This is a genomic window from Paenochrobactrum pullorum, assembly GCF_041929845.1.
In the GTDB taxonomy this organism is placed as follows: Bacteria; Pseudomonadota; Alphaproteobacteria; order Rhizobiales; family Rhizobiaceae; genus Paenochrobactrum; species Paenochrobactrum pullorum.
The window spans coordinates 1128704-1152889 of sequence record NZ_JBHEEH010000001.1 but is presented as its reverse complement, the minus strand read 5'-3'; the positions used below and the strand labels follow the sequence as shown (position 1 = coordinate 1152889).

The 24186-nt window shown below is 47.6% G+C and carries 23 protein-coding genes; 11 read left to right on the top strand and 12 right to left on the bottom strand.

The genetic code is table 11. From position 1 onward, the window contains the following. Positions 1-103 precede the first annotated feature (103 nt). From pgsA to JNC77_RS05495, 4 genes are all read left to right on the top strand, one after another. Positions 104-691, top strand: coding sequence for a CDP-diacylglycerol--glycerol-3-phosphate 3-phosphatidyltransferase (gene pgsA, locus JNC77_RS05510; protein ID WP_374830168.1), 588 nt, complete (start codon positions 104-106; stop codon positions 689-691). 4 nt (positions 692-695) lie between these two features. Next, the gene (gene moaD, locus JNC77_RS05505) at positions 696-953 is read left to right on the top strand and encodes a molybdopterin converting factor subunit 1 (RefSeq protein ID WP_374830166.1); all 258 of its coding nucleotides are present in this window, start codon (positions 696-698) and stop codon (positions 951-953) included. Position 954: 1 nt separating this feature from the next. Next, complete coding sequence (locus JNC77_RS05500) at positions 955-1419, top strand: molybdenum cofactor biosynthesis protein MoaE (RefSeq protein ID WP_374830164.1); 465 nt, start codon at positions 955-957, stop codon at positions 1417-1419. Positions 1420-1568: 149 nt separating this feature from the next. Further along, positions 1569-2372 carry an META domain-containing protein gene (locus JNC77_RS05495; protein ID WP_374830535.1) on the top strand — a complete coding sequence of 268 codons (804 nt, stop codon included), beginning with the start codon at positions 1569-1571 and terminating at the stop codon, positions 2370-2372. Between the two features lie 202 nt (positions 2373-2574). On the opposite strand, the gene ndk is transcribed toward JNC77_RS05495, so the two are convergent. After that, positions 2575-2997 (bottom strand): nucleoside-diphosphate kinase, encoded by a 423-nt coding sequence (gene ndk, locus JNC77_RS05490; protein ID WP_184220133.1) that lies wholly within the window; start codon positions 2995-2997, stop codon positions 2575-2577. Between the two features lie 201 nt (positions 2998-3198). On the opposite strand from ndk, the gene JNC77_RS05485 reads away from it, so the two are divergent. After that, entirely contained in the window at positions 3199-5094 is a 1896-nt protein-coding gene (locus JNC77_RS05485) for an ATP-binding cassette domain-containing protein (protein WP_374830162.1), read from the top strand. A gap of 64 nt (positions 5095-5158) precedes the next feature. Here JNC77_RS05485 and JNC77_RS05480 read toward each other — a convergent pair whose 3' ends face one another. The 4 genes from JNC77_RS05480 to JNC77_RS05465 all read right to left on the bottom strand — a co-directional run bounded on the left by JNC77_RS05480 (position 5159) and on the right by JNC77_RS05465 (position 8644). Then, positions 5159-5722: a hypothetical protein gene (locus tag JNC77_RS05480; RefSeq protein WP_374830160.1), complete on the bottom strand. Its 564-nt coding sequence runs from the start codon at positions 5720-5722 to the stop codon at positions 5159-5161. Continuing rightward, positions 5719-6168, bottom strand: coding sequence for a DNA polymerase III subunit chi (locus JNC77_RS05475; protein ID WP_374830159.1), 450 nt, complete (start codon positions 6166-6168; stop codon positions 5719-5721). The genes JNC77_RS05480 and JNC77_RS05475 overlap by 4 nt, the downstream gene beginning before the upstream one ends. A gap of 216 nt (positions 6169-6384) precedes the next feature. Continuing rightward, on the bottom strand, positions 6385-6981 hold the full coding sequence (locus JNC77_RS05470; protein WP_374830157.1) for a hypothetical protein: 597 nt from the start codon (positions 6979-6981) through the stop codon (positions 6385-6387). A 166-nt stretch (positions 6982-7147) separates the two neighbouring features. After that, on the bottom strand, positions 7148-8644 hold the full coding sequence (locus tag JNC77_RS05465; protein ID WP_374830155.1) for a leucyl aminopeptidase: 1497 nt from the start codon (positions 8642-8644) through the stop codon (positions 7148-7150). A gap of 260 nt (positions 8645-8904) precedes the next feature. Between JNC77_RS05465 and lptF the strand changes: the two genes are divergently transcribed. The 6 genes from lptF to rsmA all read left to right on the top strand — a co-directional run bounded on the left by lptF (position 8905) and on the right by rsmA (position 16663). Next, positions 8905-10113, top strand: coding sequence for an LPS export ABC transporter permease LptF (gene lptF, locus JNC77_RS05460; RefSeq protein WP_374830153.1), 1209 nt, complete (start codon positions 8905-8907; stop codon positions 10111-10113). Next, a complete protein-coding gene (lptG, locus tag JNC77_RS05455; RefSeq protein ID WP_374830151.1) occupies positions 10110-11198 on the top strand; it encodes an LPS export ABC transporter permease LptG in 1089 nt (362 codons plus the stop codon). Before lptF ends, lptG begins: the two co-directional genes overlap by 4 nt. Then, positions 11198-13573, top strand: coding sequence for an LPS-assembly protein LptD (locus JNC77_RS05450; RefSeq protein WP_374830149.1), 2376 nt, complete (start codon positions 11198-11200; stop codon positions 13571-13573). Before lptG ends, JNC77_RS05450 begins: the two co-directional genes overlap by 1 nt. A gap of 172 nt (positions 13574-13745) precedes the next feature. Continuing rightward, positions 13746-14708: a SurA N-terminal domain-containing protein gene (locus JNC77_RS05445; RefSeq protein ID WP_374830147.1), complete on the top strand. Its 963-nt coding sequence runs from the start codon at positions 13746-13748 to the stop codon at positions 14706-14708. A gap of 114 nt (positions 14709-14822) precedes the next feature. Continuing rightward, complete coding sequence (gene pdxA, locus JNC77_RS05440) at positions 14823-15839, top strand: 4-hydroxythreonine-4-phosphate dehydrogenase PdxA (protein WP_374830145.1); 1017 nt, start codon at positions 14823-14825, stop codon at positions 15837-15839. Further along, positions 15836-16663, top strand: a complete 828-nt coding sequence (gene rsmA, locus JNC77_RS05435; RefSeq protein WP_374830143.1) for a 16S rRNA (adenine(1518)-N(6)/adenine(1519)-N(6))-dimethyltransferase RsmA — start codon at positions 15836-15838, stop codon at positions 16661-16663. The genes pdxA and rsmA overlap by 4 nt, the downstream gene beginning before the upstream one ends. A gap of 45 nt (positions 16664-16708) precedes the next feature. On the opposite strand, the gene gmk is transcribed toward rsmA, so the two are convergent. The 7 genes from gmk to fabD form a co-directional block, all read right to left on the bottom strand. Further along, entirely contained in the window at positions 16709-17371 is a 663-nt protein-coding gene (gene gmk / locus JNC77_RS05430; RefSeq protein ID WP_374830141.1) for a guanylate kinase, read from the bottom strand. A 5-nt stretch (positions 17372-17376) separates the two neighbouring features. Further along, positions 17377-18276 (bottom strand): YicC/YloC family endoribonuclease, encoded by a 900-nt coding sequence (locus JNC77_RS05425; protein WP_374830139.1) that lies wholly within the window; start codon positions 18274-18276, stop codon positions 17377-17379. Positions 18277-18396: 120 nt separating this feature from the next. Continuing rightward, positions 18397-19593, bottom strand: a complete 1197-nt coding sequence (mltG, locus tag JNC77_RS05420; RefSeq protein ID WP_374830533.1) for an endolytic transglycosylase MltG — start codon at positions 19591-19593, stop codon at positions 18397-18399. 493 nt (positions 19594-20086) lie between these two features. Next, a complete protein-coding gene (gene fabF / locus JNC77_RS05415) occupies positions 20087-21346 on the bottom strand; it encodes a beta-ketoacyl-ACP synthase II (protein ID WP_374830137.1) in 1260 nt (419 codons plus the stop codon). A 325-nt stretch (positions 21347-21671) separates the two neighbouring features. Continuing rightward, positions 21672-21908, bottom strand: a complete 237-nt coding sequence (locus JNC77_RS05410; protein ID WP_184220179.1) for an acyl carrier protein — start codon at positions 21906-21908, stop codon at positions 21672-21674. Between the two features lie 273 nt (positions 21909-22181). Continuing rightward, positions 22182-22919 carry a 3-oxoacyl-[acyl-carrier-protein] reductase gene (gene fabG / locus JNC77_RS05405; protein ID WP_374830135.1) on the bottom strand — a complete coding sequence of 246 codons (738 nt, stop codon included), beginning with the start codon at positions 22917-22919 and terminating at the stop codon, positions 22182-22184. 75 nt (positions 22920-22994) lie between these two features. Then, positions 22995-23939: an ACP S-malonyltransferase gene (gene fabD, locus JNC77_RS05400; protein ID WP_374830133.1), complete on the bottom strand. Its 945-nt coding sequence runs from the start codon at positions 23937-23939 to the stop codon at positions 22995-22997. Positions 23940-24186 lie beyond the last annotated feature (247 nt).

Sequence of the window (24186 nt, the reverse complement as noted above, 5' to 3'; positions counted from 1 at the left end):
AACAAATCATGCTAATGTCATGAAATAATGAGACAAGACTGAAGCGGTTGTTGATTTCTATCATATCCCTGCGGATGTAATTTGAATGGGTGTGGCGGTATCTATGAGTAAGAATGCATTTTCCCTTCCCAACATACTGACATATGGGCGGATCGTAGCGGTTCCCCTTGTGGCTTTATGTTTTTTCATTGAAGGACGTTTGCATTCAAGCGATTTTGCCCGCTGGAGCGCTCTTGCCATTTTTATCGCTGCGAGTATCACCGACTTTTTTGACGGCTATCTGGCACGTGCATGGAAGCAAACTTCGACAATCGGCCGCATGCTCGACCCGATTGCTGATAAATTGCTGGTTTCCACCTGTTTGTTGCTGCTTGCGGCCGACCCTGCCCGCACCATTGCAGGGTGGAGCCTGTGGGCGGCAATCATCATTCTCTGTCGTGAAATTCTGGTGTCGGGTTTGCGTGAATATCTGGCTGAACTCAAAGTCAGCGTTCCGGTTTCGCAATTGGCAAAGTGGAAAACCACGACACAGATGATTGCGCTTGCCTTTTTGCTGGCAGGTCCGGCAGGTGACAAAATTCTACCCTATACCACCGAAATCGGCATCACTTTGCTCTGGATTTCAGCTGTTTTGACCCTTTATACCGGTTGGGATTATTTCAAAGCCGGCCTCAAACATATGATTGACTAGCATTATGGAAGTCAGCCTCGTCTATTTCGCATGGGTGCGTGAACGGATCGGCAGGGAAGCAGAAACAATTACCCTGCCTGATAGCGTGACAACGATTGGTGGACTGCTCAACCACTTGCAACAGCTTGGCGAAAATTACGCTTATGCTTTGGAAGCAGAAGATGTTGTGCGCACCGCGATTAACCATGAACATGCAGAGGCGGATAGTATCATCAAGGATGGAGATGCGATCGCGATCTTCCCACCGATGACTGGTGGATGATATGGTTGACCCTATCCATATTTCTATTCAACATGATAATTTCGACATTGCTGAAGAACAGCAGAAATTGTTGGGACAGAATAAAAATATCGGCGCTGTCGTGGCGTTTACCGGTCTGTGCCGCGACGAAAGCGGACGCCTTGAAGCTTTAGAGCTTGAACATTATGCCTCTATGGCTGATGCTCAAATTAAAAAAATAGCATCCAATGCCTTTGAGCGCTTTGAGCTTAATGCAGTACGAATTATCCATCGCTTCGGACTGATTAAACCGGGTGAAAATATTGTGCTGGTTTTAACCGCTTCGCGTCATCGTAAAGCTGCATTTGAAGCTGCAAGCTTTTTAATGGATTATATGAAGACAAATGCGCCATTTTGGAAAAAAGAACATTTAAAAAATGGTATTGATGGCGAATGGGTTACGTCCAAATCCTGCGACGAACAAGCGCAGAAGCGCTGGGAAAAATAATATTGCAAGACTATTTTAAATAAAATGCGATTATGATTAATTTTATGGCGGTAAAACTTGCTCTGCCATAATTTATACATGAACTTTAACCATCTGTAACAAGATGGAATCATAATTCAACGCGGGGAAATTTCAGCTTGAGTGATAATATGCAAAGCAGTTTCAAGAAAAACTTTGCTGTTACAGCTGCCATTATTATGGGCTTGGTTGTGACGGGCGCCGCCACGATGGTGTTTACCACCTCAATGCCGTCCGTCAGTATCGCCGCAGAAAAAACTATCAAAGGTAATGTGATCTATCTTGAACGCATTGCTCTGCCGCCGGAAGCCAAGCTGATTGTCGAACTTGCCGATGTCTCTCTGGCCGATGCGCCGGCCAAAATCATTGGTGATGTTACGATTGATTCAATCAGTGGACCGCCGATCCCTTATTCTATCGATTATGACAGCAGCAAATTAGAAGCCAACCATACATATGCGCTGCAGGCGAGAATTTCTGCCGGTGACACATTGTGGTTTGTCAATGACACCCGCCACAGCTTTGATCCTGAAAAACTGCAATCCCAATATGACATTCAGGTTGTGATGGTTGGCCGCAGTGAAGCGTCTGACCAAGCAACAGGTTTGTTTGGCAAAGAATGGCTGGCAGAAGATCTACAAAATGCAGGCGTCATCGACAATGCACAAACCACACTAACGGTTCAGGAAGATGGCAGCGTCAATGGCTCCGGCAGCTGCAACCGTTATTTTGGCTCGGTTGAAATCAGTGAAGATAAGCTGAGCTTTGGTCAAATGGGCAGTACGTTTATGATGTGCCCGCCTGCCCTGATGGATCAGGAACGCAAGTTCTTTGATGTACTGGCCAATACCAGACGTTATAAAATCGAAATGGGCAAACTCGTACTGCTCAATGAACAGGACGAGAAAATCGCGATCCTTGCACCCAATATGTAAATTCAATTGAAATATAATCAAAAGGCCGGATCAATGATCCGGCCTTTTGATATAAATGTAAGCTAAGATTGGCCTCGATTGATTGAGGCCAACTTCAATTAGAGCGTGTCGCACTTTATCTTATCCACCGCGCTTACTCTAACAGCTTGTTTTTACCCATGTCTTTATCCCAAAACCGGTGCCCACTTTTGGGAGACATGCTTTAGCCAACGATTTCTGTACCGGAGAACCAGTAAGCGATTTCGATTGCTGCTGTTTCAGGAGCATCTGAACCGTGAACTGAGTTTTCGCCGATTGAGAGTGCGAAAGTTTTACGGATTGTGCCTTCAGCTGCATCGGCCGGATTGGTTGCGCCCATGACTTCACGGTTTTTCAGGATGGCGCCTTCGCCTTCCAAAACCTGAACGATGGTCGGGCCGGAAGTCATTGAATCGACCAGTTCACCAAAGAAAGGACGTTCTTTGTGCACAGCGTAGAAGCCTTCAGCTTCGCGGCGGCTCATCCAAACGCGTTTGGATGCAACAACACGCAGACCAGCTTCTTCAAGCTTGGCGGTGATAGCACCGGTCAGATTGCGTTTGGTTGCATCTGGTTTGATCATAGAGAATGTACGTTCAATTGCCATTTCAAAAACCTTGTATAAAGAGAAATGATGAGTGATGTTCTCATAAACGGCTGCGACCCAAATGCCAAGAGCTGACGGCACAAGCTATGAGAAGTTTCATTTAAAAGTCACAGAATCCACCTGCCTCACTATCATTTTACGCTACCAACACTTAATCCCACTTGCTAACAGGCCTCCTGTCATGCGAAAGCGCTTATTATTATGCTTATTCTAAACGACATATCCATCCGCATTGCAGGCCGCCTGCTGATTGACCACGCCAGCGTGACATTGCCTGCCGGTTCCAAAACCGGATTTGTCGGCCGTAACGGTACTGGCAAGTCAACCCTTTTTCGTGCAATCACCAATGATCTGGCGGTAGAAACCGGCAGTATCTCGATGCCCAAACAAACACGCATTGGTCAGGTGGCGCAGGAAGCTCCGGGCACAGAAGAGCCGTTGATCGACATTGTGCTGAAAGCCGATATAGAGCGCACGCAATTATTAGCAGAAGCGGAAACGGCCACCGATCCGGAACGTATCGCTGAAATTCATATTCGCCTTGCCGATATTGATGCCCACTCTGCCGAAGCCCGTGCAGGTGCTATTCTTGCCGGTCTTGGCTTTGATGCAGAAGCGCAGCGTCGCCCTGCCTCATCCTTCTCCGGTGGTTGGCGTATGCGTGTGGCTCTTGCCGCAGTTCTCTTCTCAGAGCCTGATCTATTACTGCTTGACGAACCGACCAACTATCTCGATCTGGAAGGTGTGTTGTGGTTGATTGATTATGTGCGCCGTTATCCGCACACTGTCATCATCATCAGTCACGATCGCGACCTTCTGAATTCCGCAGTCAACTCGATTATGCATCTCGACCAGAAGAAGCTCACTTTCTGGCGCGGTAACTATGACCAGTTTGAACGTCAACGCTTGGAAATGCTGGAATTGCAGCAAAAAGCCCATGTGAAGCAGGAACATCACCGCAAGCATATGGAAGCTTTTGTTGATCGTTTCCGCGCCAAGGCTTCGAAAGCACGCCAAGCTCAATCACGCCTGAAAGCATTGGAAAAGCTCAAGCCCATTGAGCTTTATGTGGAAACCAACGTGCAGCCATTTACTTTTCCCGATGCAGAAAAGAAAGCAGCTTCGCCGATCATTGCGCTTGAACAAGCCAATGTCGGCTATCAGCCGGGCCAGCCGATTTTGCAAAATCTCACCTTGCGCATCGATAATGATGACCGCATTGCACTGCTTGGTTCCAATGGTAATGGTAAATCGACTCTTGCCAAGCTGATCGGTGGACGGTTGGACGCAGAAACAGGTACGCTGACTTTATCGCCAAACCTGAAAGTAGCATTCTTCGCCCAACATCAGTTGGACGATCTGGTGCCGGAAGATAATGCCATCGAACATGTGCGCAGACTAATGTCTGGTGAACCGGAAGCCAAAGTACGTTCACGTGTTGCGCGTATGGGGCTTTCAACCGAGAAAATGCTCACCCCCGCTAAAGATCTCTCCGGTGGTGAAAAAGCACGCCTGTTGATGGGGCTTGCCACCTTTGACGGCCCTAACCTGCTCATCCTTGACGAACCGACCAACCATCTTGACATCGACAGTCGTGAGGAGCTGGTGCATGCACTCAACAGCTTTAAAGGTGCTGTTATCCTGATTGCGCATGATCGCCACCTCATTGAAGCAACGATGGAACGTCTGTGGCTGGTGCGTAACGGCACCGTCAAACCCTTTGAAGGCGACTTGGACGAATATCGTGCACTGGTTCTGGCTGATGCTAAAAATTCCGGTCAAACTTCGTCGGAGATTACACAAGAGGAAGGCCCGAAAATCAGCAAAGCAGACCAGCGCAAACTGGCAGCACAAAAGCGCGATGCGCTGAAGCCTTTGTTGAAAAAAGTCAAAGATTCCGAAGCCTTGATACAAAAACTGCAGAAAGAGATTCAATCTCTGACAGAGAAACTGGAAGATCCGGCACTTTACGAAAAAGAACCACAAAAATCGGTTGAGCTGACCAAACAGATCAATGAACACCGTGTGAAACTGGCGGGCGCTGAAGATATTTGGCTTGAACTTTCAGCCAAATATGAAGAAGCATTGGCTGATTGAACGGTTTACATACAATATAAAAAATGCAGGCTTTTAAAAAAGCCTGCATTTTTAAAATCAGATTTTAAATCTTGCGACGATAGAGCCGGCCACGCACCAAACCATAGACTCCAAGCACAACGGCAATCAGTCCGGCAGAGATAAGATTATCATTGACCGGTTTGGCAGCACGGCGCAAAACCAGTTCAATTTTGCCAATATGCAACTCCTCCACATCGGCAGGTGCCACGCTGAATGTATATTCACCTGTAATCACCGGATTGATGTCACCCGCGCTCGCGCGCATGGGCTTGTTAGCTTCATGATTAGATGGCTTTTCACCTGCAATGCGCTGATAAGAAAGAACTTCCGACATTAACGGGTGTCCGTCACGGCTGACCGCCAGACGAACAGTTGAGCGCTGCTGGTCTGCTGCCTCACTTTCAAGCGGTGTCATATCTACAAAGATCCGCACCGGCGCGTCATCTTGCGACAAATGCACCTTTGGTGTTTGGAGAGGTTGGCCTACACCTTCCAACATTATCCAGCGATTAATATCACTGCCAGTAAAATGACTGACATACCACGGATAGGCAAAACCAATAGCTAATCCGCCAACAATAAGTGCAATAAAAAAAGCGCGCATCATGCTTTGCGTTCCCAGCGTTTATCGGCATTTTGTTGCCAATAAGTCAGTTGGTGATCACCCGTTTTAAAAGTTTTCCACTGTTGTCGTGCTTTTTCAAGCTGTTCCTGATTGTGGCCATCGAACATAACGACCAGACGCTCATAAGCCGAAACATCGTTGAGTTCCGCGCCTTCAACTAAAAAACGTACCGTTGAATTATTTTGATTATTGTCGCTCAGTGTCAATAAAATCGGCTGCTCTGCTGCAAGCTCATCATCTTCAAAACCATGCGCCAAAAACGAAACATCGGAACATGTCCACAAAAGATTATCGATGACCTCCAACCGCTCACGGCTGATGCCTTGAATGGTAACCCGCCAGCCACGGCCAAGCGAACGTTCCACTAAACCGGGCAATGCTTCATCAAGAGTTGATTCAGTTAAGTGGTAAAACAGGATTTCAGCCATAAATTCCGGATACTTGTTTTTCGAAAATCACGAATACCAGCTTTGCCATGCGAGCCTTGCAGTTGCAAGGCAGTTGATGAATGCTGACTGATAGATGGCAATTTTCACGCTTAAACTTAAAGGCAGCGCTGTAAAAAACAGCGCTGCCTTTAAAATTACTAATTTTAATAATGCTATATATTTCAATAATTTATTGAAATTATTTTATAATGTGATTCAGTTATTGTGTTGCGCTTTTGCACTCAAGATACTGCACACGCCCAGAACAAGCAAAATCACATAACCAAGACATTCGCTCAATTCTTCAAAAAACTGGTTATAATACCACTGTGTCTGACGTTCAAAAACTTCGCCCATCACCAGCAAAAATGCAGCAAAATAATAAGGCCAGCATTTTGGGCTCAGCACATATTGCATCACCGGCTTGACATAAGAAGGACAGCGCCAAACGTAAATCGCTGCAAAAATGACTGTGACGATAGCTTCATGCCAACGGAACTGGTGTGAATGAATATAAGAGCTAATTGGACCATGAGGCTCAACCACCATTTCGCGGAAGAAAAACAACACCATCAACCATGACATCGCAATATAAAACATGCGTTTTTCGGCATGATGTCTCAGGCCACCAATTAAAAAAGCAACGGCTGCCAAAGCCAGATAGACATTTTGTACCTGCTCCAGCAAACCTTCTTCACTCATCTGAAAATCAATATTTTCAGGATCCAGAATGGAATAAAAAAAGATTGCATTCACAAGCATCAAGACAAATGTAATCAAGATAAATTGACGCGACGGATAAGAAGCCTGCACGGGTGTTCCTGCCTTATTAAAAAGATTTAGCAATATTCTATAAAGCAATCCCCCTTAAAAACACCCCCTATTTTTTGCACTTTACTGTGAATTAGAACAAGGAACATAAAAAAGCGGGCCGAAAAAATCCGACCCGCTTGCAATCTGGTTCTTTCAATAAAAAAGCTTATGCTTCGTAATGGTCACGCACCAAACGATCCAGCAAACGAACGCCGAAGCCAGAAGCCCAGCTTTGGCTGTATTCAGTGGCTGGTGAACCCATAGCTGTACCGGCAATATCCAGATGTGCCCAAGGCGTATCGCCAACAAAGCGCTTCAGGAACTGAGCCGCAGTAATAGAGCCAGCCAAACGACCGCAAGAGTTCTTCATATCGGCAAAAGTCGAATCGATCATCTTGTCGTATTCTTTACCCAGCGGCAGACGCCACACCTTTTCACCTGATGCCACACCTGCATCATAAAGCTGATCTGCCAGTTCATCATCATTGGAGAACAGGCCAGCATTATAGACACCGAGCGCCACCATAACCGCACCCGTCAATGTCGCCAGATTGATCATGATTTGCGGCTTGAAGCGATCTGCGGTGTAATGAAGCGCATCGGCCAAGACCAGACGACCTTCAGCATCGGTGTTGATCACTTCAATCGTCTGACCAGACATGGTGGTGACGATATCGCCCGGACGCTGTGCATTGCCATCCGGCATATTTTCGACAAGGCCGATCACGCCAACCACATTGACATTGGCCTTACGGCCAGCAAGTGCCCGCATCAAGCCGGTCACAGCGGCAGCACCGCCCATGTCACCTTTCATTTCTTCCATATTAAGGGCAGGCTTGATGGAAATACCACCGGTATCGAAAACAACACCTTTACCGACGAAGGCCACTGGTTTGTCTTTGGCTTTACCGCCATTCCACTGCATCACAACAACGCGTGGCGGGCGAACGGAACCCTGAGCGACACCGAGCAATGCACCCATACCCAGTTTTTTCAGTTCTTTTTCGCCGAGAACTTCAATTTTCACGCCGAGTTTTTCAAGTTTGGCTGCTTCATCTGCAAATTCGACAGGGCCCAAAATATTGGCTGGTTCATTAACCAGATCACGCGCCTGAATCACACCAGCGGCAATAGCTTCAGCGGTTTTATAGGCAGCTTTTGCAGTGTCAGGTGATGCAACACCGATTTTAACAGTGGCAGCAGCCTGTTTCTTGGCACCGTCTTTGTCGTCTTTTTTGGTTTTATATTTATCAAACTCATAAGAGCGCAGCAGCATACCAAGTGCAAAATCGGCCGCTTCATCATCTGCAATAGTCTGTTCAGGCAATGCCAGAGCAACCGCAACCTGCGTTGATTTGCCGATTTTTGAGAATGCAGCACCACCAATGCGCACCCAATCATCATTGCCGAGCTTCTCGATCTTGCCAACACCAACCAGAATCAGGCGTTCGATGCCGCCATCTTCAGTGCTGATAGCCTCTGCGGTAGTCCCGAGTTTACCGTTAAAACCGGAAATTTCGATCAGCTTGCGGATTTTCTCCGCACCACCGGCAAATGATGCCGCCTCTTCAGCAAAGCCCCCGCCTTTAGCTACCAGTACGACAGATGCACCACTTGCGGGCGCTGTAAAATCGGAAAATTGAATAGAAGGACGCTTAGACATTATTAACTCCGGTAAGCATGAAAACTTTCATCAGCATATTCTATATCTATGACAGCAAAGCGATGAACAACAGGCCTAAACATTTAATTGATAGCATTAATTGTCAATTACTGAATTAACGCTTGGTTAACCAGTTTTATTCGGTTAATTTTAGCCAAAATGATTTACGACTAAATTGGTAACAATCTAGGTTCCCCTATATTGAGAGTTTGAGTCTACCTCATCTCTTCGTTTTTAAGATCAGGATGTAAACGCAAAACATGCGATTGATAGAATGGTATATCCTTCGCCGTGTTGCGATTATGTTTCTGGCGGTGCTTGGCTCGACAGTCGGCATTACTTGGATTGTACAAATTCTGAAACGCATTGATTTTTTGACGACCAGCGGACAATCGCTTTCAGCTATTCTCAAATTCAGTTCGCTTTTATTGCCCGCAGCTATTCCGATCGTGCTGCCTTTTGCGCTGATTATTGCGATCACACAGACGCTTTCAACCATGAATCAGGATTCGGAGCTCGTTGTTATCAATGCATCCGGCGCATCCCGTGCAGCCATTGTCCGTCCGATCTTATTGCTGGCGTTACTTGTTTCCATGTCTTCCTTCGTGATCTCAAATTTCGTTGATCCGTATTCGCGCATGAATATGCGCGCCATGCTGGCCGAAGCCGGTTCCGACATGCTGAATGTGATCATTCAGGAAGGCACCTTCCGCAAAGTCAGTGATAATCTTTATGTGCAAATTGCCGAGCGCAAACCGGATGGCGGTATTGGCGGATTATTCATCGCTGACAGCCGCGACCCTCAGATTGACCTGATCTATTATGCGGCTGACGGTGTGATAGCCAATAATGGCACACAAGACATCATCTTGATGAAACAAGGCGAAGTACAGCGCCGCGATATCAGCACCGGTAATGTTTCTATTATCAAGTTCGATTCTTATTCTTTCGATATGAGCCAATTTACCGATGGCGGTGATGATGTCAGCTATTATGCCAAAGATCGTCCATTAGCTTATTTGCTTAATCCGGACGCCAATGATCCGTCGGTGCAAACACGCCCGCTTTCCTATAAATCCGAATTGCACAGCCGCTTCACAAAATGGCTTTATCCTTTGGTTTTTGCCTTTATCGCTCTGGTTTTTGCCGGTGATTCACGCTCACACCGTGAAGCACGGATTTCAGCGTCCTTTTCCGCAATCACGCTGGCATTGATCGTTTACTGGGTTGGCTATTATTTCACCGAAGGCTCTTCAAAAGAAGCATCTTATATTAAAATCACGTATATAGTACCAATTGGTACTATGCTTATCTGCGCCTATCTGCTCATCAGTGGCCGCAGATTGGGATTACCTGATGCAATTGCCAAACCGTTGAATACAATTTTCAGCACAATCTTCTCACTTTTCCAAAATCTGCGCTCAAGATTTGATGGCACTGCAAAATATAAAAATGGAGGCGCGCAATGATCGGCTGGACGCTCGCCCGTTATTTCTTCATGCGTTATGTGCGCATCACCTTCTATTTTTTGCTGGGTATTTTTTCGCTCGCCCTCTTGTTGGATTTCACCGAAAATGCCAACCGCATGTCAAGCCTGCCGAATTATTCAGTCACGCAGGCTTTTGTGGTTTCAGCATTGCGCATTCCGTTTTTAATGCAGCAAATGATCCCATTTGTCGCTCTGTTTTCCGCAATGGCAACACTTATCTCACTTAATCGCCGCTACGAATTGGTGGTTGCGCGTTCTGTTGGTGTCTCTGCATGGCAATTTCTGTTGCCGGCCTGTTTTGGTGCTTTCCTGTTCGGTCTGGGCACGATTTTCATCGTCAATCCGCTCTCAGCTTACGGCTTCAACAAAGCCGAAGAAATTGCAGCATCATGGAAAACCGGTAAAGTTACAGCAGTCTCCGCTTTACGTGATCCGTGGCTGCGCCAAAAGACTGATGAAGGTGAAACCATTGTCGGAGCCAAATCCATCCTTAATCAGGGTGCGACTTTGGCCGATGCTACCTTCATTACATTTAATGACGACAAGAGCATCAAAGAACGCTTTGATGCCAGACAAGCTGATTTGAAACCCGGCGTCTGGCAGCTCACTGATGTTACACGTTTTGCACTGGCAGAAGAGCCGGTTCAGTATAAATCAATCGAGATACCCACGCAGTTGCGGCCTGAATTCGTTCAGGAAAAGCTGGCATCCCCTGAAACGATTCCCTTTCTCCAACTTCCCCACACAATTAAAGTGGCCCGTTCATTCGGCTATTCAGCCAATGCTTTTGACATGCAATTCCAGTCTTTGCTGGCTTTACCTGCTCTTTTAATGGCAATGACTTTGATTGCAGCAACGGTTTCCCTCAAATTTGTGCGTTTTGGTCAGTCGGGAACGATGATTCTGGGTGGCGTCATGGCCGGCTTCGTGCTTTATGTGGTTACGGTTTTAGTAAAGGCGTTCGGTAATGCCGGATTCGTGCCGCCTTTTGTGGCAGCATGGGTACCGGTTGTTATCGCTACATTTTTCGGGGTCTCCTTTTTGCTACATAAGGAGGATGGTTAGTGAGTTTGAGTAAAGCACGCTTAATTTTGCCAAATATATTCTCACAGCTCGTTCGCGGGACTGCTATTGCGTGCTTGTTAAGCATTGTGCCCTTTGCTGCGACCACTTCCCCCGTTTTGGCACAAAGCAGCTTGGAAGACGGCTTCAAAACCAATCCGGATGCCCGTATGTTATTACAGGCAGACGAACTGGTTTATGATCGCGATGTGCAAACTGTCGTGGCTCAAGGTGCCGTGCAAATCGAATATGACGGCAACCGCCTCGTCGCTGACAAAGTCACTTATAATCGTCAAACCAATCGTATGACCGCATCCGGCAATGTGCAAATTGTCGAAAAAGACGGTAATACGATTTACACTGATGAAATTGATGTCACTGATGATTTCCGCGACGGCTTTGTGAACGGCTTGCGCGTCGAGACGACAGATGACACACGCTTTGTTGCCGAAAGTGCCGAGCGCAGTGGTGGTGAAATTACCACATTCAATAATGGTATTTACACAGCTTGTCAGGCCTGCACTAAAAATCCTGACAAACCTGTGCTGTGGCAAATCAAAGCCCGCAAAATCATCTGGAATGGTGCACGTAAGACAGTTCGTTTCGAACGCGGACAATTCGAACTTTTCGGTATGCCGATTGCATTTTTGCCAGCCTTTGAGATAGCTGATCCGAGTGTAAAACGTAAAAGCGGTTTCTTATTTCCAGGCTTTGCCTATAGAGATAAACTCGGCTTTGGTGTGAAAGCATCCTATTTCTGGAATCTGGCACCAAACTATGATCTGACGGTCTCCACCACCGGCTACACAAAGCAAGGTTTTTTAACTGAGGCTGAATGGCGCCATCGTCTTGAGAATGGCAGCTATAACTTGCGGATCGCAGGTATTCATCAGCTCAGTTCAGATAAATTTAATTCGAACACAACCGATGCCAACAATACCGATCGCGGTATGATCGCATCCAAAGGTGATTTCGAAATTAACTCCCGCTGGAAATACGGCTGGGATGTAATGGCTCAGAGCGATAAAAACTTCAGTCGCACCTATAGTATCGAAGGCTATTCTGCAAAAACGCAAACTTCGAAAATTTACCTTACTGGCCTTGGTGAACGTAGCTACTTCGACTTAAATTTTTATCGCTTCGACGTGCAGGAAGATCTTCTTTCTTCGAACCCGAGGGAAGTCTCATCCAAACAGCCTTGGGTTTTCCCTAGTCTGGATCACTTATATATAGCGCCAGATGCAGTTTATGGCGGCGAATTCAGTATCACCAATAATTTGCAGATTCTCTACCGTAAAAACCAATACGACAATCAATCTAATAAAATCTCATTTGGTGCCGACAATTACCGCGTACCTGGTGCAAGCGGTACAAATGCACGCTTTACATCAGAAGCGGAATGGAAGCGCAGTTTCATCACGCCACAAGGTTTGGTCATTACACCAATTCTAGCGTTGCGCGGCGATGCAATCGGCATCAACAGCAACTCAATTGATGTAACCCGCTCGCAAGCTTTCCGTGCCATGGCTACCGCTGGGATGGAAGTGCGTTGGCCGATTCTTTTCTCGTCCACCAGCAGTACCCATATCATTGAGCCTACCGCTCAGATTTTTGTACGCAATAACGAAGCTTACGCCGGTGAAATGCCAAATGAAGATGCGCAAAGCTTTGTTTTTGACGCAACCAACCTGTTTGAACGGGACAAATTTTCCGGCTATGACCGCGTTGAAGGCGGTACCCGTGCCAACCTTGGCTTACGTTATTCCGGCAATCTGAATAATGGATGGGGCGTTTATGGTCTTGCAGGTCAGTCCTTTCAGTTGGGCGGTCTGAACTCATTCGCAACGCATGACTTTGTCAATGTCGGTGCTGAATCCGGCTTGGAGCACCGAAGCTCTGATTATGTGGCCATGCTCGGACTTTCAAACAGTGAAGGCTTCAATCTTGCCGCGCGCGGCAGATTTAATCGCAAAGATTTCTCACTGGAGCGCGGCGAAATTGAAGCACAGCAGAGCTGGTCACGCCTGACAATTGGTGCGCGCTATGCTTTTATCGCTGCCCAACCGAATTATGGTTATATTGATGATCGTCAAGAGCTGACAATGTCAGCATCAACAAAACTGAACGAAAACTGGCGTATGTTTGGACGTGGCACATATGAGTTGGTATCGAGCACATTAGTGCGTGCTTCTGCCGGTCTTGCTTATGATGATGAATGCTTTAGCTATGCGATGACTTATAGCCAGTCGCGTACTCCTCCAAGCACGAATGGTCTGTCACAGGCAAGCAAGCCATCCCATAGTATCGGTTTTAATATTACCTTCCGTACATTGGGCGATTTCGGCGGAACCAGCAAAATGGCAAATGGCCTGTTGTAAAACTATGACAGACCATTGCATTATGGCGCTCATTAAACTTTTTATTCATCTTCACAGTGACGTCATTGTTTCGCCGCATCGGTTTCGCTATAAAGTAACCAAAATTTGATCCAGTGAATGGTGAACTCTATCTAGTCGCTGAAAAATCAGCGAAAGACCTGGGAAATATGTTATGATTTTTAAGAAGCCAATAATTGCATCTTTCTTCAGCGCAGCGATCTGCCTGACTGCTGTTGGCGCCTTAACTGCCATCCAACCGGCGAGTGCAGCTTCAGGCACCGAGGTAAAAGTCATTGTCAACAGTAATGCCATTACCTCCGGAGACATCCAAAAACGTGCGGCTTTCTTAAAAGTACAAGGCAAAAAAGGTAACCTCACCAGTCAGGCACGACAAGAACTGACCGATGAAATGCTAAAGCGTGTTGAAATGAAAACACGCGGCATTGTTATTTCACCGCAAGAAGTTAATGCTGCTTACGCTAATTTTGCGTCTAACAACCGGATGAGCGTCGCTCAGATGAACCAGATGATGAATCAAGCTGGTATCACGCCTGAGCACTTTAAAACATATATTATGGTGCAGATGGGTTGGGGGCGCCTGATCAGCTCCCGTTTCCGTGAAGAAGGTATTATCTCCGAAGAGGATGCTGTTCAACGTATGTTGAAAGACGGAGGACGCAAACCTGTTGCAACGGAATATCATCTGCAGCAGGTTATTTTTGTGGTCCCGTCATCCAAGCGTTCACCTGCATTAATCGCCAAGCGTCGTCAGGATGCTAATACATTACGTTCCCGTTTTAAAAGCTGCGAGACAACCCGTAGCCAAGCCAAAGGTATGCTGGACGTGACAGTGCGTGATCTTGGCCGCATTCTGGAACCACAATTGCCGGGCGAGTGGGAAAAAGACGTCAAAGCAGCATCGGTTGGCAGCACGACAAAACCGCATGATACTGAAAAAGGCGTTGAGTTTTTGGCTGTCTGTTCGACACGAAAAGTGTCAGATGACCGTGTGGCTCAGTTGGTTTTCTCGCTTGAAGGCACCCAATCAGCCAAAGGCCAAGAACAAAAGGCCGATCAGCTCAGCAAGCAATATCTGGATGAGCTTCGTAAAAAAGGTCGTATCGTCAACCGTTAAAGTGCAAAACATATAGGTACTTTTCTGTTTCGACATTTTTAATGTTTTGCATTTGCTGCCATTTCAGCTTTTCATTAAGCTGAAATGGCAGTTGCATTTAACAACGGACTTAAAATGAAACCATTAGCGCTTAGTATCGGCGATCCATCCGGCATCGGGCCTGATTTAGCGTTGGCGCTTTGGCTCAATCGGCGTAAATTAAATGTACCAGCATTTTTAGCGCTCGCAGATCCTGAACAGTTGCGTTTACGTGCCGCTCATTTAAAGTTTGATATACCCGTTAAAATTTCCACAGCGGAAACTGCACAGACTGATTTTGAACAGTTTTTACCGGTTATGGCGCTCGAAAATACATTGACTGAAAGAATCGGCATTCCATTAGCCGAAAATGCTGCGGGTATTATTGAAGCAATTGAAAAAGCCGTTGCATTGACAATGGCAAACAGAACTGCTGCAGTTGTCACCTGCCCTATTTCCAAGAAACCGCTTTATGATGCCGGTTTTGAGCATCCGGGTCATACGGAGTTTTTGGCGCAGCTTGCCTCCAAACATCTTGGCAGATCGGTCATGCCGGTTATGCTGCTGGCGGGGCCAGATTTACGAGCCGTACCCGTTACCATCCATATTCCGTTGCATGATGTGCCAAAACAGCTAACCACTGTATTGATAGAAGAAACCATCATCATTACTGAACGCGATTTGCGTATATGTTTTGGTATCCAGCAGCCACGCATTGCCGTTGCAGGTTTGAATCCGCATGCAGGTGAAGGCGGTGCTTTAGGGCATGAGGATGAAACCATCATCACCCCTGCCATTGAAACACTACGCGCAAAAGGCATGGATATCAAAGGCCCGCTGCCAGCTGATACGATGTTTCATGTGCGTGCGCGCCAATCCTATGATGTGGCAATCTGCATGTATCATGATCAGGCTCTCATTCCGGCCAAAGCGCTGGCTTTTGATGAAAGCGTGAATGTCACGCTCGGCCTGCCGTTTATTCGTACCTCTCCAGATCACGGCACAGCATTTGAAATTGCAGGAAAGAATATTGCGCGTCCTGACAGTCTACTGGCTGCCCTCAAATTGGCACGTCGACTGGCAGATACAGCAATGGAAGATATAAGTATATGAGCATTGATAATTTACCTCCCTTGCGTCAAGTGCTCGAACAATATGATTTGATGCCTAAAAAATCTTTAGGCCAGAATTTTTTGTTCGACCTCAATCTGACATCCAAAATTGCCCGCCAAGCAGGGCAATTGCAGGATCAGCCGGTAATTGAAGTGGGGCCCGGGCCTGGTGGCCTGACACGCGCATTATTGGCGCAAGGTGCAATTGTGACCGCGATTGAGCGCGATGAGCGCTGCCTGCCAGCACTAGCCGAAATTGAAAGCCATTATCCGGGTCGGTTGAAAGTGATTTCCGGCGATGCGCTGCAACAAGATTTTCAAGCGCTCTTTCCAGATGAAAACAAACCACGCATTGTCGCCAATCTGCCTTATAATGTCGGCACGCAATTGCTGATCAACTGGCTGTTAAGCGAGCCTTGGCCACCTTATTATCGATCGATGACATTGATGTTTCAGCGCGAAGTGGCCGAGCGCATAGTTGCAGCACCCAACACCGACCATTACGGCCGTTTGGCCGTGTTGGCGGGCTGGCGCACCCAGTCACGCATTGCATTTGATGTACCACCACAGGCTTTTACACCGCCACCGAAAGTCATGTCGTCGGTGGTACATATCACTCCGCTCGACAATCCATTGCCATGCGACGCGCAGAAGCTTGGACGGATAACGCAAGCGGCATTTGGTCAACGTCGTAAAATGCTGCGCCAAAGCCTTAAACCCGTCAATGGTTCCAAGCTATTGGAAGTGACCGGTATTGACGGTACCAGACGCGCCGAAACATTGAGCATTGAAGAGTTTGTTGCTCTTGCCAATGCACTGGATTAATGAACAAAAAACGCCGGAAGTACCTCCGGCGTTTTTTATTTTATCTTACTTGTCTGCCGGCTCACCCAACAACTGATCGACAAAATCGAACAATCCCGGACGACGGTCACGGCGCAAACGCTCGGCGGTTACAATGGCTTTCACCGCAGCATAAGAGCGATTCAAATCTTCATTGATGACGATATAATCGTATTTTGACCATTTCTGAATTTCAACGCGCGCATTATGAAGGCGCGTTTCTATCACGTCCACACTGTCTTCCGCACGGCGATGCAAACGCGATTGCAGTTCTTTCATGGATGGCGGCAAAACAAAAATGGAAACAACGTCGGCCGGCATTTTCGCCTGCAACTGGTCTGCACCCTGCCAGTCAATGTCGAACAACATGTCCTGACCATCAGCCAGTGCATCTTCAGCAGTCGCACGTAACGTACCGTAGAAATTGCCATGCACTTCTGCATATTCAATCAGTGCATCGCTATCACGCAGACGTTCAAATTCAGCCACACTGATGAAATGATAGTGGATACCTTCCACCTCGCTCGGGCGACGTGTGCGGGTGGTGACGCTGACAGAAAGGGACAAATCCATCTCTCTGTCTTCCAGCAACAATCTTGCAATGCTTGATTTTCCTGCGCCCGACGGCGAAGAAATCACCAGCATCAGGCCACGACGGGCAACGCCATGTTCAGTTGATGAGATGGCCATATGAATTACTCCAGATTCTGTATCTGTTCACGAAACTGATCAACGGCCGCTTTGAGTTCCAGTCCGATGGCTGTAATCGTTGCTGCATTGGATTTCGCGCAAAGTGTGTTGGCTTCACGGTTAAATTCTTGCGACAGAAAATCAAGCTTGCGCCCGATTGCACCGCCGTCTTTTAATAATTTTCTGGCAGATGCCACATGTGTGTCCAGTCTGTCCAGTTCTTCTTGTATGTCAGCTTTGGTGGCCAAATAAGCAGCTTCTGCATAAAGCCTGTCTTTATCCAACGGTTGTGACGCATCCAGCAGCAGAGAAACCTGCGACGCCAAGCGGGTTTTAATCGCTTCGACAGTACGCGCCGGATCATGGCGCGCTTTTTCAGTAAGGGTCGAAATCTCGTCCACATGCTTTTCAAAGATGCGTTGCAGAGCCTGACCTTCAAGCTCACGTGTCTCTTTCAATTGCAACAATAATGCGCTTAAGCCATCAAGCACCGCTACTTTTAACGCAGCCTCTTCTTCTTCGGAAGTCGCTTCTTGCGGTTGATCCAACACGCCACGAAGGGCAAATAAACCATCAAGCGTTAAAGGAGCAACGCCAAAACGCGCCTGTAATTCTTGCGAGGCATTCAGCAGCTTTTCGACCTGCGTATAATTGATTGAAACCTCATGGCGCTCCGCACCATTATCAATATTCAAAGACACCTGCATATTACCGCGTGTGAAGCTTTTGGCGACAAGGCCGCGAATATTGTGCTCCAGTGCTTCAAAGCCCTGCGGCAGCCGCAAACGCACATCAAGCCCCTTGCCATTCACCGAGCGTATTTCCCAAGTGAAATTCGTCACCAGTCCGCCATTTTGGTGTGTTCCGCTGTAACGGGCAAACCCGGTCATGCTTTGCAGTGTCATAAGACGCAACCCCTGCGCTGATTTTTAGTATTCATCTTATGGATAAAAATACTGAAATAAATATGCGTGAAACGGACAAATTGCCCGTTTCACGCGACGATTTAAGCTGTTTTACCAGTTTTATTGCGCTGCCGGCGCAGTGGCGGCATCGCGCTTTTGCTGCTCGATGCCACGCCATTTACGCACATTTTCATTATGCTCTTTCAACGTCTCGGCAAAGACATGACCACCGGTACCATCTGCAACAAAATAAACGTCCTTGGTTGCCAGCGGCTTTGCGACCGCTTCCAACGCAGCACGACCCGGATTGGCAATTGGAGTCGGAGGTAAACCGTTGATTACATAAGTATTATATGGCGTCGGCTTCTCGATATCAGACTTATAAATCGGCCGGTCAGAGGGTTTGCCCAAACCGCCAAACAAACCATAAATGATCGTTGGATCAGACTGCAAACGCATACCCTGATTGAGACGATTGACAAAAACCGATGCAACATGCGGGCGCTCTGCTGCGATGCCGGTTTCTTTTTCAACGATAGATGCCAAAGTTACAAATTCATTGATATCTTTAACCGGAAGATCGTTTTGACGCGTTGCCCAAATATCTTCAACCAGCTTCTTCTGCGAAGCCAGCATACGCTCAACCATTTCAGCACGTGTTGTACCACGGGTAAAATATAGTGTATCGGTAAACAGCGAGCCTTCGGCAGGCATTTCTTTCGGCAACGCCCCGGTCAAAATTTCATTTTTGTCCAGGCGCTCGAAAATCTGGTTCACCGTTAAGCCTTCCGGAATGGTCAGCGGATACATGATCGACTTGCCACTCACCAGAACGGTCATGATATCACGCATTGATGCACCGGCCGGGATCATATATTCACCGGCCTTCATATCATTTTCCAAGCCGTATGCGCGCACACCATAACGGAAAATACGGGCATCCGTGATAAATTCACGCCGTTCCAAACTATCGGAAATTTCGGTAATACCGGAGCCACGCTTCACCAAAAAAGCGGTTTCTTCCTGCAAGGGCCCCTGACCATCAAACTGCAATTTTCCAAAGTAGAAAAGAGCCGATGCAGCGATAACGGTTAAAACCAACAACGAAAGCATGAAGTTTGCAAAGATCACAATCTGGCTGCGAGCAGCGCGTGAGCGCTTTTTAGGCGGCTTTGGGCCCGGTTGCGGACGCAAGGCTTCTGTAGCCGATTTTGGCACGAAAGGCTTAGCCGATTCACTTGCAACATCGCCTGCCACTTCTGTAACGGCTTCTGAGGCTTGTACTGGTTCTGGCTGCGGATAGGTTTCTTGCTCTATACGTGGCGATGCTTCGCCATCGGATAAATCCGTTGTTGTATGAGTGCCCTGATCTGCAAGCTCAGCTGCTTTATCCGCAACCTTAGCTGCATCTTCAGATGCATCAACAGGCTTAACTTCCTGAGATTTCGGATTTTTATCGTCTGAGCTCACTCGATCACCTCGATCCAATTTTTCATGCTGTGTCGCTGATGGTTTTAACAAACTTCAGCAATCCATTCTTATTAATTTGAAACAGACCGAGATCAATCATCAAATCTGCTTGCAACAAGATAGGCTTGATAAAACAAATAATGGATATCTTTAGGGCGAGCATGCAAAAATATTGTTACAAATATTAAACAATAATCCGGCCAAACAGAATATCTGTATGATGCCTGATCGTGCAACGCCCCCATCTTGTCGGCACTATCATCGTCAGATATGCAAAGGACGCCAGTGTTTTTTGCACTGGCGCCCTGCTTATCCCCGACTCTCGATTAAAAGAGCAAGCTTACTGATAGCGACGCATCACCAGCGATGCATTTGTTCCGCCAAAACCGAACGAGTTTGAAAGAACCGTGTCGATTTTGCGTTCACGCGGCTTGTGCGGTACCAAATCGATTTTGGTCTCAACCGACGGCGTGTCCAGATTGATTGTGGCCGGTGCAATATTATCGCGGATTGCCAGAACCGAGAAGATTGCTTCCGCAGCACCGGCAGCACCGAGCAAGTGGCCGATCGATGATTTGGTTGAAGACATTGAAATCTTCGACGCTGCATCACCAACAACGCGCTCAACCGCTGCCAATTCAAGCGTGTCTGCCATCGTAGAGGTGCCGTGTGCGTTGATATAATCGATCTGATCAGGCGTAATGCCGGAACGCTTCAAAGCTGCCTCCATGCAACGCTGTGCACCTTCACCGTTTTCGCTTGGAGCAGTGATGTGATAAGCATCGCCCGACATACCGTAACCGGTGACTTCTGCGTAGATTTTCGCGCCACGTGCCAGTGCATGTTCCAGTTCTTCCAGAACGAGAACACCAGCGCCCTCACCCATAACGAAACCATCACGGTCATCGTCATAAGGACGAGACGCGGCAGTTGGATCGTCATTACGCTTGGTGGACAGTGCCTTACAAGCTGCAAAGCCAGCGAGCGAAATACGGCTGACCGGTGATTCTGTACCACCTGCAACCATCACATCGGCATCGCCCAAAGCAATCATGCGCGCAGCATCACCAATCGCATGGGTGCCGGTTGCACAGGCAGTCACCACTGAGTGGTTTGGTCCGCGCAACTTATGCTTGATCGATACATGGCCGGAAGCCAGATTAATCAAACGGCCAGGAATGAAGAACGGAGAGACACGTCGTGCACCTTTGTCGCGCAGCGTATAACCAGCCTCAACAATACCTTCGATGCCGCCGATGCCGGAACCGATCAATACACCGGTTGCAATCTGATCTTCGTCGCTTTCGGGATGCCAATTGGCATCATCCAGCGCCTGATCTGCCGCAGCCACAGCGTAAACGATGAAAGGATCAACTTTTCGCTGTTCCTTCGGCTCCATGTATAAATCAGCATTGAATGTTCCGTTGCTGCCATCACCTACAGGGATGCGGCAGGCAATCTGACACGCCAGATCATCAACTTCAAATTCTGTAATACGGCGAGCGCCGCTTTGACCGGAAAGAAGACGCTTCCATGTCTCTTCAACGCCATTTGCCAGCGGTGACACCAGACCTAAACCGGTGATAACGACACGCCTCATATTCACTCCTTCGAGTATGACAATCTCAAACTATGTTCCGCTCTTCAGCGGAGAAGATGATTTGTCGCCTTGAACGCGCGCCGGGCTAAACCTTTAAAGGTTTCAAGGCGCCGGTACGCCTAAAAGTTACATTTGAATTTAGTCAATAAAAAATAAACCGATTAAATAACCGGTTCATCAAGAGCATTTACAGCTTAAATTTAAAAATTGAAAATGCTCTCTCGACTTCCTTAAATACACGCTGCCCCAAAGCTGCTTTGCGCTTTTTTGAAGCTGTGCATAAAAAATACGGGACCGGAACCTTCCGATCCCGTATTTTCAAATATTAAGCAGAAGCTTTGTCGATGAACTTAACAGCGTCACCAACGGTAAGGATGGTTTCTGCTGCATCATCAGGGATCTCGACGCTGAATTCTTCTTCAAACGCCATGACCAGTTCTACTGTATCAAGGCTGTCTGCACCGAGATCATCGATAAAGCTCGCGCCTTCCGTGACCTTGTCGGCATCCACGCCCAGATGTTCAACAACGATTTTCTTGACGCGTTCTGCGGTATCGCTCATGTCGTGACCTCGACCTGTGTTTAATTGCAACGCTTTGGTTAGCGTTATGCATGATTGTAATCAAGTTATAAGATGTCTGCCAACTGTAGTCTTTACATCCTTTAGCATACATCCTGTGGATATTCCTTGCGGAACGAGATTAAGACGCTTCAAGCGAGGCATCTTGTTTCTTGGGCGCGGCATTTACCATGCTTCTTGAGCAAGGCAAAGCAGATTTTGCCCAATCATCTGCTTCTTGAGCTTCCTTTATGGCTTTTTAGGCACATAAAAGGCTTAAATCATTGCCATTCCGCCATTCACATGGACAGTTTGACCAGTCACATAGGCTGCTTCATCACTTGCCAAATAAACGACAGCAGCAGCAATTTCGGCGCCTGTTCCCATACGCTTCATCGGAATTGAGCCCATGATTGCGTCTTTTTGCTTCTCATTGAGCTTTTCGGTCATAGCCGATTCGATGAATCCCGGAGCAATGCAATTGACCGTTACATTACGGCTGGCAATTTCTTGTGCAAGCGATTTCGAAAAACCGATTAATCCAGCTTTTGATGCACAATAGTTTGCCTGACCCGGATTACCCGTGACGCCAACAATCGAAGAAATGTTGATAATACGGCCATGACGGCGACGCATCATCGGATGGGTCACTTCGCGTGTCAGATTGAAAACTGATGTCAGATTGACGTTCAATACTGCATCCCAGTCTTCATCGCTCATACGAACGAAGAGACCGTCTTTTGTGATACCGGCATTATTGACCAAAATGTCGATGCCGCCCATTTCCTCTTCAGCCTTCTGGCCGAGTGCTTTGACTTCTTCACGGTCGGACAGGTTGGCAGGGAACACAAAAACGCGCTCACCCAGCTCTGCCGCCAGAGAATCAAGCTTTTCCTTGCGCGTACCGTGCAAGCCGACAATCGCACCTTGTGCATGCAATGCGCGGGCAATTGCCTCACCCAAACCACCGGTTGCACCGGTTACCAGAGCCTTGCGGCCAGACAGATCAAACATAATAGATCCTTTTGTTCTTCATCGCACATCTTAATCCCAAAAACGCTTCTCACTCTTTGGGAGGTGCTTTTATTATTATACGTTTAGCGTAGCCAATGCCGCTTCAATTTCTTCAGCGGATCCAACGGTCGCACCATTTATTTCCTTGGCAATACGACGCGCAAGACCGGTGAGAACTTTGCCTGAGCCAACTTCATAGAGTGTCGACACATTGTTTGCCGCAAACCACTCAACGGTCTCACGCCAGCGTACTCGTCCGGTAACCTGTTCAACCAGCAAATCAGCAATTTCGGCAGCAGAGGTGATCGGAGCTGCACGCACATTGGCGATCAAAGGCACAACCGGATCGTTTTTCTGCACATTGGCCAGTGCTTCACGCATGGCATCAGCCGCAGGCGACATCAGACTAGAATGGAAGGGTGCAGAAACCGGCAGCATGATGGCGCGCTTGGCACCTTTTTCCGAAGCCTTGGCTGCTGCTGCCTCAACTGCTGCTTTCGAGCCGGAGATAACCAACTGACCGCCACCATTATCATTGGCAATCTGGACAGCGCCCAAAGATGCGACTTCAGCACAGACCGATTCGACATCCGCCTGCTCCAGACCGATGATCGCCGCCATAGCGCCTTGGCCTACAGGCACAGCCTGTTGCATGGCATTGCCGCGAATGCGCAACAAACGTGCTGTATCAGCCAATGAGAATGTACCGGCAGCGCAAAGGGCCGAATATTCACCCAATGAGTGACCGGCAACATAAGAGACTTTTTCTTTCAACGAAAAGCCTTGCGCTTCCATCACACGCACCACAGCCATCGATACTGCCATCAAGGCCGGCTGCGCATTGGCCGTGAGTGTCAGCACATCTTCAGGACCTTCAAACATGGTCACTGATAGCTTTTCCCCGAGTGCATCATCAACTTCGGCAAAAACTGCACGTGCTTCTGCAAATTGTTCAGCAAGCGCCTTGCCCATGCCAACAACCTGACTGCCCTGGCCGGGGAAAGTAAATGCTACGGTCATAAATACCTCACTCTATATAATGCAGCGGTACAAACTCATTTATGAAGACCATATAAGCCCACACAAGCCTACATAAGATTGTGCAGTTTATATGAGTTTTATCTGTATTCAATGACGGATTATCACCGCAGCCGAACACTGAAAGCCGCATAATCTTTGTTTTTTCTCTCCCGCGATGTGCCTTTGCTCTGCGCACAAGTCAAGCTTTTGTCGCATATCAGCCGCATTGCAGCTTGCAAAGGCGGGG